General features: G+C 38.1%; 10 protein-coding genes. 7 read left to right on the forward strand and 3 right to left on the reverse strand.

Annotated features, from left to right (window positions below; translation table 11 throughout):
* Positions 1–33: 33 nt before the first annotated feature.
* The 6 genes from REI64_RS06490 (at position 34) to REI64_RS06515 (ending at position 7,276) form a co-directional block, all read left to right on the forward strand.
* A complete protein-coding gene (locus tag REI64_RS06490) occupies positions 34–1,620 on the forward strand; it encodes a T9SS type A sorting domain-containing protein (protein WP_308849297.1) in 1,587 nt (528 codons plus the stop codon).
* A gap of 50 nt (positions 1,621–1,670) precedes the next feature.
* A complete protein-coding gene (locus REI64_RS06495) occupies positions 1,671–2,927 on the forward strand; it encodes a putative DNA modification/repair radical SAM protein (protein ID WP_308849298.1) in 1,257 nt (418 codons plus the stop codon).
* Between the two features lie 177 nt (positions 2,928–3,104).
* On the forward strand, positions 3,105–3,860 hold the full coding sequence (locus REI64_RS06500) for a TIGR03915 family putative DNA repair protein (RefSeq protein ID WP_308849299.1): 756 nt from the start codon (positions 3,105–3,107) through the stop codon (positions 3,858–3,860).
* A 275-nt stretch (positions 3,861–4,135) separates the two neighbouring features.
* Positions 4,136–5,188 carry an ATP-binding protein gene (locus tag REI64_RS06505; RefSeq protein ID WP_308849300.1) on the forward strand — a complete coding sequence of 351 codons (1,053 nt, stop codon included), beginning with the start codon at positions 4,136–4,138 and terminating at the stop codon, positions 5,186–5,188.
* A gap of 146 nt (positions 5,189–5,334) precedes the next feature.
* On the forward strand, positions 5,335–5,976 hold the full coding sequence (locus REI64_RS06510; RefSeq protein WP_308849301.1) for a DUF47 family protein: 642 nt from the start codon (positions 5,335–5,337) through the stop codon (positions 5,974–5,976).
* Between the two features lie 4 nt (positions 5,977–5,980).
* Positions 5,981–7,276, forward strand: coding sequence for an anion permease (locus REI64_RS06515; protein ID WP_375141992.1), 1,296 nt, complete (start codon positions 5,981–5,983; stop codon positions 7,274–7,276).
* Between the two features lie 131 nt (positions 7,277–7,407).
* On the opposite strand, the gene REI64_RS06520 is transcribed toward REI64_RS06515, so the two are convergent.
* From REI64_RS06520 to REI64_RS06530, 3 genes are all read right to left on the reverse strand, one after another.
* Complete coding sequence (locus REI64_RS06520; protein WP_308849302.1) at positions 7,408–7,947, reverse strand: ATP-binding protein; 540 nt, start codon at positions 7,945–7,947, stop codon at positions 7,408–7,410.
* A complete protein-coding gene (pnuC, locus tag REI64_RS06525; protein ID WP_308849303.1) occupies positions 7,928–8,548 on the reverse strand; it encodes a nicotinamide riboside transporter PnuC in 621 nt (206 codons plus the stop codon). The genes REI64_RS06520 and pnuC overlap by 20 nt, the downstream gene beginning before the upstream one ends.
* Before the next feature lie 620 nt (positions 8,549–9,168).
* Positions 9,169–10,491: a sorbosone dehydrogenase family protein gene (locus REI64_RS06530; RefSeq protein ID WP_308849304.1), complete on the reverse strand. Its 1,323-nt coding sequence runs from the start codon at positions 10,489–10,491 to the stop codon at positions 9,169–9,171.
* A 275-nt stretch (positions 10,492–10,766) separates the two neighbouring features.
* Between REI64_RS06530 and carB the strand changes: the two genes are divergently transcribed.
* Positions 10,767–13,664 carry a carbamoyl-phosphate synthase large subunit gene (carB, locus tag REI64_RS06535; protein WP_308849305.1) on the forward strand — a complete coding sequence of 966 codons (2,898 nt, stop codon included), beginning with the start codon at positions 10,767–10,769 and terminating at the stop codon, positions 13,662–13,664.
* Positions 13,665–13,902 lie beyond the last annotated feature (238 nt).

Raw genomic sequence — 13,902 nt, forward strand, 5'->3', positions numbered from 1 at the left:
TCTAATCAAATATTTTTAACCAAATAATCCAATATGAAAAAAAATTTTCCCCTTATTTTTTTAGTTATAGCTGCTTTGGCAGTTAAGGCTCAAAATTTCACAAAAGACCATATAGTGGTAGCCAGATTGGGAAATGGCATTAACCCACTTACCACAGGTGCATTACCTGTATCACTGGTAGAAATAAATCCATCTACTAAAGTTGTAACAAATACCGTGGCTATCCCCTCTACTACTACAGGGCAAAGGCTATTAATCAATGGCAATCCAGCGGCAGGCTCAAATGAAGGAGGCATTTCGCTATCTGCCGATGGCAAATACATTGTAATTGGAGGGGCCGATGTTGCTCTTTTTGACAGTGATACGGGGCCAGATAATAAAAGTTTCGCCAGAATTAACGGGATAGGAAATGTTGACTTGTTTACAATAAATGGGAATTTCTTTGGAGGTTTTATTAGAGCTACTACCAGTATAGATGGAAGTGCCTTATGGTTTACTACCAACCAAGGAACCGCTTATGTTGCCTGGGGGGCTACTGGAACTTCTAGGTTTACCACTACAGGTTCAAGGTACATTGGCGTAATTGGCAACCAACTATACAGCGCAAGTGCTACCAACCCTGCAACAATTTTAAATTTTGGCACACCGCAAACCAATAACACCACAAATAACGGAATGGCTTTACCCGGCACCTCAACGAGTACCATTCAAAGTGCCTACGGTTTTGCACTGCTAGATATAGATAATACCATTAACAACACTATTGATGGCAATGACGTTTTATATATTGTTGATCAGACAGTTGCCTCACCGGGAATTGTTAAAATGGCTTATAATACCGCTACCTCCAACTGGGATTACGTTGGGAAATACACCAGCACTGTGCCCTTTTATGGCCTAACCGCCAGAAAAAACAATAATGGTGAAGTAGAATTATTTTGTGTGAGCAACTTTGGAGAGAATAATGATTTAGTTGCTATTGTAGATGCCAATACTCGCACTACATTCAACAGTGCATCAATTACCCAAACCACCTTAGCAAGCGCCGGTGCCAATTATGTTTTCAGAAGTGTAGCTTTCTCTCCTTTCGACCCAGTACTACCATTAGATTTGCTATCATTCCAAGCAACAGTCCGTACCAACACGGCTACCTTTAAATGGAAAACCAAAAATGAAGTGAATATTAAGGATTTTACTTTGGAACGCAGCACTAATGGCAACAATTTTGAAGCTCTAAAAACTATTCAGCCTAGAAATGTTACCGCCGAAGGCAATTACCAATCACAAGATATAGATTTATTACCTGGCACTTATTACTACAGGCTAAAAATAACCGATCTGGATGGCACTAAAAAATATAGTGAAATAGCGAATATCACTATAAAAGGTCTGGCTAGCATTAATTTATTTCCAAACCCTGCGCAAGATTACATCAATATCGGTTTCATTAAGGCTACTCAAAAACGTACATTTGGTATCTATTCAACTGATGGCAAATTAATTAAAAAAATAGAGATAGCACCAAATACCGAAAATCAACGTGTTAATATCAGTGAACTAAAATCTGGAGCCTATGTCTTAAAAACAGAAACTGGCAATCAAACCTTCATTAAAAAATAAACTAAAAAACTTAGCTATTTTGCTATATTTGTTAGCAAAATAGCTAAGCTATGTCAGAAAGATTAAGAGAAAAGCTAAATATCCTAGCAGATGCCGCTAAGTACGATGTTTCATGTTCATCGAGTGGCAGCGATAGAAAAAATACGAATAAGGGAGTTGGAAATGGGCATCAATCTGGCATTTGCCACACCTATACAGAAGATGGACGATGTGTTTCGCTACTAAAGATCTTATTAACTAACCATTGTATTTTCGATTGTGCCTATTGTGTTTCTCGTAGAAGTAACGATATAGAACGTGCTGCTTTTACGGTAGACGAAGTGGTTGAACTGACCATGAATTTCTATCGTAGAAACTATATCGAAGGCTTGTTCTTGAGCTCAGGTATCTTCAAAAATGCAGATTTTACGATGGAGCGCCTGCTTAGAGTAGTAAAAAAACTGCGATTGGAAGAAAACTACAATGGTTACATCCATTTAAAAACAATTCCTGGCGCAAGTGACGAGCTGATAACAGAAGCAGGACTTTATGCCGATAGGATGAGCATTAACCTAGAGATGCCTACCGAAACGGGATTGAAGTTGCTAGCTCCCGAAAAAAGCCATAAAGATGTGATTAAACCATTGGGCTTTGTAAAAAATCAGATTATCCAGTTTAAGGAAGAAAAGAAACTGATTAAAAGTGTCCCCAAGTTCGTTCCTGCAGGACAAAGCACACAGATGGTAATTGGTGCCACACCCGAAACTGATAAGGAAATTATGTATACCGCAGCTAATTTCTACAAAAGTTTTTCGCTAAAAAGGGTTTATTACTCGGGCTATATCCCAATAAGTAATGATAGCAGGATGCCAGTTTTGGGCACGCAACCGCCTTTGTTACGAGAGAACAGACTTTACCAAACCGATTGGCTAATGCGCTTCTATGGCTTCGATGTTCGGGAATTGCTTAATGACGCCAATCCACATTTAGATACAGATATTGACCCGAAACTAAGTTGGGCACTACGCAACATGCACCACTTCCCTATCGACATAAATACTGCTGATTATCAAATGATTTTACGGGTACCGGGAATTGGTGTTGGTTCGGCTCAGAAAATTGTACAAGCACGCAAATTTGGGAGGTTATATATCCATCAGTTAAAAAAAATTGGAATCGCATACAACCGAGCTAAGCATTTTATTACCTGCGCCGACAGCCCTTATCAACTAAAAGATTTTCAGAGCCACGAAATTAAAGGGTTCATTTTAGCGGAAAGCCAGAGCAAATATTTAAAGACGGCAAATAATCAGTTATTATTGTTTTAAGCCTCCCCTAACCTTCCGTACAAACGGAACAGGCTATCCAAAGGAGGGGAAATAAACCGAAAAACTAATGTGCAGCGTCTTAACGTTCAAAATAAATATTCTTAATTTAATTATTCTCAAGCCTAAATTAGGCGTACAGAAGAAGTCTCCCCTTGGGGGAGATTTAGAGGGGCTTATATGATTTACATTTTTGACGGCAGCTTAGAAGGATTACTCACGTCAGTTTTTGAATGGTTCGAAAGGAAACCTGGTGCAGTTACAATTGTAAGCAAACAAAAATATCAACCAGATGTGTTTACAACAGCTTTTGAGGTTTTAACAGACAGAACCAAGGCAGATCGGGTTTGGCAAGGTTTAACCAAACGATTAGACAGGCGTTGGATGAGAAATGTTTATTGCGCATACCTTTCGGAAATACCCGAAATGCAGCAAGAGATTTTTGGCTTTTGCATTTACATTTTTCAAAATCCTGCAGGTGCCGAAAAAAATTACGGCAATGCCCAGGTTTTAAATATTGCACAAACTGCCAGAAAAGTAGAACGAGAAAAACATAGAATGGAAGCTTTTATCCGTTTCCAAAAAACTGCCGACGGGTTATTTTACTGTGGCATCGACCCAGATTTCAACGTAATCCCTTTGTTAGTCAACCATTTTAAAAACCGCTATGCAGACCAACAATGGATCATTTACGATATCAAAAGGCATTATGGCATTTTCTACAATTTAGAAACGGTAGAAGAAATTGAAATGGATATCGATATTAATTTATTGAAAAAATCTAACCAGCACATGCTAGATGAACAAGAGATGTTGTATGCTGATTTATGGAAAGATTATTTTAAAAGCACCAACATTGTTGCCCGCAAAAACACAAAATTGCATACGCAGCATGTACCTAAACGTTATTGGAAATATTTGACTGAGAAATTGTGATAACCACATAGAAACATATTAGATTGGCTTTTATATTGGAATTTATAAAATAATTTTCGTTTAGTCGGAACTTGCTTACAGTACAAAGTATGCTATGTACCTATGTGGTTTGAATTTATATGCAAGCACTTAACATTATCTTAACTTATTAGCTGTAATTTAGCAATATGAAACAGAGGTACGAACAATTCTTGAATAAGATAGCTTAGTACCTAGTTCTCATCTACTATTGGCAAACAAAACGCGTTTACGAGCTCATTAATAAAACAAAATAGATGAAATTTAGTGTACTGGTTTTTATCACAGCCTTAGCCGTTGGCTTATCCATCGGTTTGGTGAATTATCACTTTCAACAAAGCTGGTACTACTTGCTCATATCTTTTGGCGTATCATTTGGCACAAGCTTTTTGGTTTTCTATTACCTGTTAGAAAGATATATCTACAGTAAAATCAAACTTATTTACAAGCAAATTCATAGTTTAAAATTAGGTAAGGATTTAAAAGAAGCACTTGGCGAATATGTTAGCTCAGACCCCATAAACGATGTACAACAAGAAGTAGAGGAATGGGCTGGCGAAAAAAAGAAGGAAATTGAGCTTCTTAAAAAGCAGGAACAATTTAGAAGAGAATTTTTGTCAAATGTTTCACACGAGTTTAAAACGCCACTATTTGCCATACAAGGATATATTGAAACGCTGCAAGATTGCATTGTTGATGATCCTGAAATGGCGGTGAGGTTTCTAAAGAAAGCCGAAAACAATATAGAACGACTGAGCTATTTGATTAAGGATTTGGATTCGATTTCTAAACTGGAAACCGGCGAAATTCCGATTAACTACGTTCGTTTTGATATTGTGCCACTCATTAAAGAAGTATTAGAGATTTTGGAAGATAAGGCTACCTCTAACAAGACTAAATTCATTTTTAAGGATAAATACACTGCGCCAACTATGGTACAAGCAGATAGAGAAAAGATAAGGCAGGTAATGATTAATCTTATCCAGAACTCTATTAAATATGGCAAAGAAAATGGTTCTACCTCTGTAAAGATTTTCGAATTACACGACCAATATCTAATTGAAGTGACGGATGACGGAATGGGCATTGAGGAAAAGCATTTACCACGTTTATTCGAACGTTTTTATAGAATAGATTCACATCGTTCTAGAAAAGAAGGCGGCACAGGTTTAGGTTTGGCCATTGTAAAACATATTTTAGAAGCTCACCAACAAACCATCTCAGTACGTAGTACGCCAAACATTGGGACTACTTTTGCTTTCACCTTGCAGAAAAGTAACGAACCTTTGTTAGGCTACGGTAAAAAATAATATCCCAATTTCGCTATTTAAGGTTAGTACGAGGCATTTTACTAATCTACAATTTGTTATGGATTAACATTGAAGTAAAATTGTCACCAAAGTTAACATTAACTTAACATTGCGGTTTTACTTTTGCATCATATTTAAATACGAGTATGAGCAATATATTTAGCTTCTTTACACCTAAAGACAAAAAATTCCAGCCATTATTTGAGCAAGCAGGAAGTAATGTTAGGAAAATTGCAGAAACACTTTTAGTTGTGGTTACCGCAGAAGATATCGAAAAAAGAAAAGAAGCCATTAAAGAGGTAGAACGCCTTGAACATGTTGGTGATGATATTACCCACACCATTTTTATTGAACTAAGCAAAAACTTCATCACACCGTTTGATAGAGAAGATATTCACTCTCTAGCTAGCGCAATTGATGACATTGCCGATTATATCCATGCATCTGCTGGAAACATTGAATTATACAATGTAACCAACATTGGCGAGCCAATGGTTAAACTTGCAGAATTGCTTGTAGAAATGTGTACTGACCTTGAGAAAGCGATTAAAGAGCTAAGAAGCTTTAAAAATATTAGAGTAATTGCTGATGCTTGCGTTAGAATTAACAGCGCTGAAAACCAAGCAGATTACACTTGTAACTTAGCTATCGCTCGTTTATTCGAGTTTGAAACTAATGCAATTGAACTGATTAAGCAAAAAGAAGTACTACAAACACTTGAAATTGCTACAGATAAATGTGAAGATGCTGCCAATGTGCTAGAATCTATCTTGGTTAAAAACGCATAAAACCATGATGACCATACTGATTTTAATTATTGTTTTAGCGCTAATCTTTGATTATATCAATGGATTTCATGATGCTGCTAATGCAATTGCAACCATTGTAGCTACAAAGGTACTTTCGCCTTTCCAAGCTGTAGTATGGGCTGCATTTTTCAACTTTTTGGCCTATTGGGTGTTTGGTTTCGGCGTTGCCGATACTGTTGCCAAAACAGCCGACACCATGTCTATTAACCTTACCGTTATCTTAGCTGGTATTATTGCCGCCATTATATGGAACTTATTAACCTGGTGGTTTGGTATTCCTTCTAGTTCATCACACACTTTAATTGGTGGTTTTGCAGGTGCGGCTATTGCCCACGCCGGCTTAGACGTAGTAAACTGGTACAAAGAAGGCAAAGCTGGAGAAATGCCAACAGGCGTTCTGGTTATTGTTGGATTTATAGTTTTAGCGCCACTTATCGGGGCTATTGTATCTTATGCCATTTCGGCTTGGTTACTACATTCTGCAAAAAGAAGCATTTGGCCAAAACTTTTCACGTTATCATTAATGATCGCAACGGTGGTATTTGTTTACTTCCAGATGGTGCCTTATGATAAGATTCACAAACCTCGCTTTGAGTCTCATTTCTGGAGCGTAGTATTCGAATCGCATAACATCAAATGGTTTTTGGTAGCATTTATCATCCTAACTATTAGCTCATTCTGTTTGATCTTTAGCTTCTTGAGCCATCATCAGTCTACAAAATGGCTTAGAAAAATGCAGTTATTATCATCTGCAGCTTTCAGCTTAGGTCACGGTGGTAACGATTCGCAAAAAGTTATGGGTATTATTGCAGCAGCAATTTTGGTATATGTACATCAAGAAGGTGTTACTATGGCGAGTATGCCAGATTGGCTGCACGTTGTATTACCTTACAAAGATGCCAGCGGCGATGATGTAGCAGCACAAATGCCTGCTTGGATTCCACTAGCGTGTTATACCGCAATCTCGGTAGGAACGTTAAGCGGTGGTTGGAAAATCGTGAAAACCATGGGTTCTAAAATTACTAAAGTAACGCCATTTGAGGGTGTAACCGCAGAAACAGCAGGTGCTTTAACGCTATATTTTACTGAGCACTTAAAAATCCCAGTAAGTACAACACACACCATTACAGGATCTATTATTGGTTCGGGTTTAACAAAAGGAACCTCTGCAGTAAAGTGGGGAGTAACTGTTAAATTGGTATGGGCTTGGGTTTTAACAATTCCAGTTTCGGCAGCTTTAGCAGCGATATTATATTATATCTTAAAGATCTTTATTTAAGGATACTTTTAAAACATAGAAAAGGCAGTTAATTGGTTAACTGCCTTTTCTGTTATATATCACATCATTGCGAGGCACGAAGCAATCTTATTCCTCGAAGATTGCTTCGTGCCTCGCAATGACGAAAACACCTAAATAGTCCCTAACAAAAACTCATCGATTACTTCCACTGCGTTTTTAAAGCGCTCTTCCCCTAATCCTGACACTACTTTGTAGTTTGCGCCGAGTGCCTTCAATTCTTTGTGCCAAACCTGCATAAAATGCTCGCGTTGGTTAGGAAAATCTCTTAAAGGGTCATCTTGCCAAGGCAAATCAATATCTAACAACACATAAAAATCATAGGGATTTGTTGTCAACCCATCTAGTACAATTTGTGGCGTTTCTCCAAAAAAAGCATCGCTCCAAATCTTTACCGTTAAAAAAGTAGTATCACAAATGATGAAATCTGTTTCTGTCATTGCAAGTACAGACTGCTCTAAGGCATACTGCCCATGAAACATATTCACTTCATCTTGCAAAGTACAAGGTACTGTTAATTTCTCGCAATAATAACGAGCGTATTCTGGCACCCAAGGTACTTGATAATATTTTGCCAAAGCCGTAGCCATTGTCGACTTTCCAGTACTCTCTGGACCTACGATAGCTATTTTCTTAATGAAGCTCTTGTTCACGATAAGTTCTTCTCCAATCTAAATATCCTTTTACGGCAATGATAACCAAAATAGCATATAGCACCGCATAAAGGTTCAGGTTTTTATAGATCAATAATGGAACATAGCAGATATCTACAATAATCCATAAAATCCAATTTTCCAATATTTTCCTAGTAAGCATAATTTGGGCAACCAAACTTACAGCAGTACAAAAACCATCTTCGTAAGGTACGTTGGTTGGTGTGTATCTATCTAACAAATATCCCAACACAACGGAGAGCGTTAGAATCACAACTAATATCATTAACCAATGTTTCGCTTTAATACTTACAATAGGCTTTGTTGCTTCCTTTTTCTTGTTTAACCAAAACCACCAACCGTAAAAAGCCGTAAAAAGAAAGTAAAACTGTAATGCAAAATCACCGAATAGATGGCTATCAAAATACAGAATAGCACTAATAATTATACTTAAGATTGATATTGGCCAGTTTAAGATATTTTCTTTTGCCGCTAAGTAAATACAGGCAATGGTACTCAAAAAGCCCAACCATTCTAACCACGAAGTTTGATGTAATTGCTGTAAAAACTGCTGCCAAAAACCGGCTTCGAGTAAAATCATTAATCAAATATAAATTGTATTTTCTTTTAATCACATTACTTGTCTCGATTTTCGGGATACACAGATTTCTTTTGACATTAACACAAGAGTAAGCTTCAAATATGACGGGTCAAGAGCCTATTCATGTCGCTAAAAGGACCATATATTATGAATAAATTAGATCCATCGCTGCACTCTGGATGACAAGGAGAATTGAGAAACCCCTATAAAAAAGAATTCCGGTAGGGAACAACCCCTACCGGAAAATAAACCAAACAAACTATTTATGAAGAATACCCTCTTACGAGGATGCTTTAGATCAATTATTAAATTTTAATGTTGTATCAATCATCCAATCTGTAACAACAACATCTAATTAACTTCAATTGTTTTCTTTTATTACAACATTTTTGCCAATAATTTAAAAACACTTGTTTCATGACGCTAACATGACCTTCAATCGCTCAACATCGTGTTTAATACACACTATCATAATTTTATCAATTTGGCACAATGTATACAATCACTGTCTTTGTTACATACTTGCAATTTGGGCGACTGCCATTTAGCCCTATAAAATATACACTGTATAAAAAAACAGACAAACACAAAGCGACTAACTACCAATGAGTTAATGAAATTTACTTCACTGCAACACGCCAAATTACGCCACTTACGTCATCTGCCACTAGCAAAGCACCATCTGATGTCACTACTACGCCTACTGGTCGGCCATAAACTTCACTTTTCGAAGCATCGGCAATAAAGCCGGTTAGAAAATCTTGCATTGGTCCAGTTGGTTTACCATCTTTAAATGGTACAAACGCAACTTTATAACCAGTAAGTTCTGATCTGTTCCACGAGCCATGCTGTCCTATAAATGCACCACCTTGATATTTAGCGGGGAATTTATTGTTGGTATAGAATGCCAAGCCTAAAGATGCTGTATGCGAACCAACGGCAACATCAGGCACTAAGGTTTTCTTTACCAATTCTGGATTTACACCTTTTAACCTTGGGTCTTCGTGCTGACCAAAATAAGCGTAAGGCCATCCGTAAAATCCGCCTTCTTTAACGCTGGTAATATAATCTGGCACTAATTCATCTCCCAAACCATCTCTTTCATTTACTGCTGTCCACAACATATTGGTTGTTGGTGCCCAATCCATACCTACTGGATTACGTAAACCGCTTGCAAAAATTCTTTCGCTGGTACCGTCCGGATTTACCTCCAAAATGGCTGCTCTCTTTACCTCGTGTTCCATGCCATTCTCGCCAACATTACTTCCAGAACCTACAGAAATGTAGATTTTATCCTTCGCTTTGCTTACCAAAAGATTTCTGGTCCAATGGTTATTGTAACCGCCAGCTGGCAAATCTAGAATTTTCTTACCTTCACCTGTAATTTTAGTATCTCCAGATTTATAAGGAAACATCCACAAACCATCGGTGTTAGCTACATAAAACGAATTACCTATAAAAGCCATCCCGTAAGGTTGGTTTAACCCCGAAAGAAAAGTAGTAGTAAGCTCTGGTTTACCATCTTGATTGCTATCCCTAAACAACATAATGGTATTTACGCTCTTGCCACCAACTTCAGATTTGGCTTTGCCAGAAATGGCGTTGGCAATGGCCTCCTTCGTGCTACGTTCCGAATTGGAAAGCGCCACTAAAACATCCCCGTTGGGAGCAATTACAATATTTCTCGGACTTTTCATGCCATCAGCAAACTTGCTGACTACAAATCCGGCTGGTGCTATTGGCATTTTATTAGCTGGCCAATCAATTACCTTACTGAAATTATTTTTAGAAGCAGTGGTATCTGGTGCCGGGAGATTTAAGGTATCCACTCCTGTTTCGGCAGTATGCACTGTATCTGCTGTCTTATCTGATTTGTTTGCACTGTTACAAGCTTCAAAGAGCAAAGCAGATAACGCCAATAGTCCTAAGTATTTTGTTTTCATTTTATATCTTTTTAATTAACACACTGCTTATCTAAACAGCTACAACTACAAGTTGTTTTCGATGTATTTTCCTGCATAAAGTAATCAACCACTTCATAGAATAATCATTGGCAAAAAAGCCTCAATATTTTTTAAAATAATAGCCCGAAAATTGCGCAGCAAATTGTATCTTTGCATCCCGACAGAGCAGTTGGGATTTTCAGTTCATAGCAAGAGGAATTCTCCCAGCTATCGGTCAGTTAGACTATCACTTTAGACTTTTTTAAAAACCCCACATGCCTAAAGACACTTCCATCAATTCAGTATTGATTATCGGATCTGGCCCCATCATTATCGGACAAGCCTGCGAATTTGACTACTCTGGTTCTCAAGCCGCACTTTCTTTAAAAGAAGAAGGAGTTAAAGTTTCGATCATTAACTCTAATCCGGCTACCATTATGACCGACAAGGTAATTGGTGACCATGTTTATTTAAAACCTCTAACACTCGAATCGATTGAAGAGATTTTAGTTGAACACAAAAACAACCCTAACTTACCTACTATTGATGCAGTTTTACCTACCATGGGTGGACAAACAGCACTGAATCTTTGTGTTGATGCCGAAGAAAGAGGTTTATGGAAAAAACACGATGTTAGGATTATTGGGGTAGATGTTGCTGCTATCGATAAGACCGAAAACAGAGAGTCTTTCCGCCAGTTAATGGTAGATATTGGTGTTGGTGTTGCAACTTCAAAGATTGCCAATTCATTTTTAGAAGGTAAGGAAGCGGCACAAGAAATTGGCTTCCCATTGGTAATTCGCCCTTCTTACACCCTTGGTGGCTACGGCGGTGGCTTTGTACACAAAAAAGAAGATTTTGATGCAGCACTTAAACGCGGTTTAGAAGCTTCACCAACCCACGAGGTTTTGGTAGAGCAAGCGGTTTTAGGCTGGAAAGAATATGAGTTAGAGTTATTGAGAGATAGCAACGACAACGTAATCATCATCTGTTCTATCGAGAACTTTGATCCAATGGGTATCCACACTGGAGACTCGATTACTGTTGCTCCTGCAATGACTTTATCAGATCGCTGCTACCAAGAAATGCGTAACCAAGCCATCAAAATGATGCGTGCTATTGGTAATTTTGCAGGTGGTTGTAACGTACAGTTTTCTGTAAACCCAGATAACGATGAAATCATAGCTATCGAGATTAACCCACGTGTATCTCGTTCATCGGCCTTGGCTAGTAAAGCAACAGGCTATCCAATTGCTAAAATTGCAGCTAAATTGGCTATCGGTTACAACTTAGATGAAATCGAAAATCAAATTACAAAAACTACTTCAGCTTACTTTGAGCCAACTTTAGATTACGTAATTGTAAAAATCCCTCGCTTTAACTTCGATAAATTTAAAGGCGCCAACATGGAGCTTGGTTTACAGATGAAAGCTGTTGGAGAGGTAATGGCCATTGGTCGTAACTTTATTGAGGCATTGCAAAAAGCTTGTCAGAGTTTAGAGATTGGTCGTGCTGGTATCGGTGCAGATGGCCGTCAAAAACGCGACATCGAAGAAATTATGCATGGCTTACAGCACCCAAGCTGGAACCGTCTATTCTTAATTAAAGATGCGATGAGCATGGGTGTACCACTAGAATCTATCCGCAAGGTAACCAAAATTGACAAGTGGTTCTTAAATCAAATTCAAGAGTTAGTAGCTTTAGAAACAGAACTAAAACGCTACTCGCTAACTAATATCCCTAGAGATTTCTTCTTCAACTTGAAGCAAAAAGGTTTCTCTGATATACAAATTGCTTACGTTTTAGGTAACGTAACAGAAGACGAAGTTTACAATCGCCGTAGAGAGCTTAACATTAGAAGAGTTTACAAAATGGTGGATACTTGTGCTGCGGAATTTGCTGCACAAACACCTTACTTTTACTCTACTTTTGAAGAAGCTCCTCAACAAATTTCATTGGTATCTGGCGAAGTTTTATCTGATGGCGATGAGTTAGGCACTAACGAATCTGTAGTTTCTGACAGAAAGAAAGTGATTGTTTTAGGCTCAGGACCTAACCGTATCGGTCAAGGTATTGAGTTCGATTACTCTTGCGTTCACGGATTATTGGCAGCAAAAGAGAATGGCTTCGAAGCCATCATGATTAACTGTAATCCAGAAACGGTAAGTACAGATTTTAACATGGCCGATAAACTTTATTTCGAGCCTGTATTCTGGGAACACGTACGTGAAATTATCGATTTAGAAAACCCAATTGGCGTTATCGTTCAATTAGGTGGTCAAACTGCCTTGAAAATGGCTGAAAAGCTACACGAGAATAACATCCGCATTATCGGTACTTCTTACGAGGATATGGATAAAGCAGAAGATCGTGGTAGTTTCTCAGATTTACTGAAAGATTTAGACATTCCTTATCCAAAATATGGTGTTGCAGAAAATGCTGAGGAAGCAATTAAAGTTGCTAACGAAGTAGGTTACCCAGTATTGGTTCGTCCTAGTTATGTACTGGGTGGACAAGGTATGAGTATCGTGATTAACGACGAAGACTTAGAAAGTGCTGTAGTTAAATTATTGGGCGACCTTCCAGGCAACCGTGTATTAATTGACCATTTCTTAGACAGAGCAGAAGAAACTGAATCTGACTCGATTTGCGATGGAACCGACGTACACATTGTTGGTTTAATGGAGCACATTGAGCCTGCAGGTATTCACTCGGGAGATTCAAGTGCAGTTTTACCTCCGTTCAGTTTGTCTGACAAAGTAATTGCCGACATGGAAAATTACTCGAAGAAAATTGCGAAAGCTTTAAATGTAATTGGTCTATTAAACATCCAGTTTGCAGTTAAAGATGAGAAGGTTTATGTAATTGAAGCTAATCCACGTGCTTCTCGTACGGTACCTTTCATCGCTAAAGCTTACGATGTGCCTTACATCAACATTGCTGCAAGGGTAATGCTAGGCGTAAACAAATTGAAAGATTTCAACATTGAGCGTAAGCTTAAAGGATTTGCAATTAAAGAGCCTGTTTTCTCTCACAATAAATTCCCAGAGATAACCAAAGAATTAGGTCCAGAGATGAAATCTACAGGTGAAGCGATCCGTTTCATCAAAGATTTGGAAGATCCATACTTCTTGAAGTTAGTGAAAGATAAATCGATGTATTTGTCGAAATAATTAGCTTGTCAGTCTGAGCCCGTCGAAGACAAAAAGCAAAGAATATGAGGCCAAGTCCCTTAGCGTAATGTTGAGGGACTTTTTTATTATGTTGTCGTTGCAGGCGCAACCTGTGCCGATTTATCGGTAGCGAAGACCGCGAAGCAGCTACGAAGTAAATCTAATTTTTTGAAGAGCAAATGCAGAAGCACGAATTAATGTTAGTCCTGCTTTTGCGCTACAATCTTTTTTGTTTTGC

The organism is Pedobacter sp. (assembly GCF_031119335.1).
Lineage (GTDB): Bacteria > Bacteroidota > Bacteroidia > Sphingobacteriales > Sphingobacteriaceae > Pedobacter.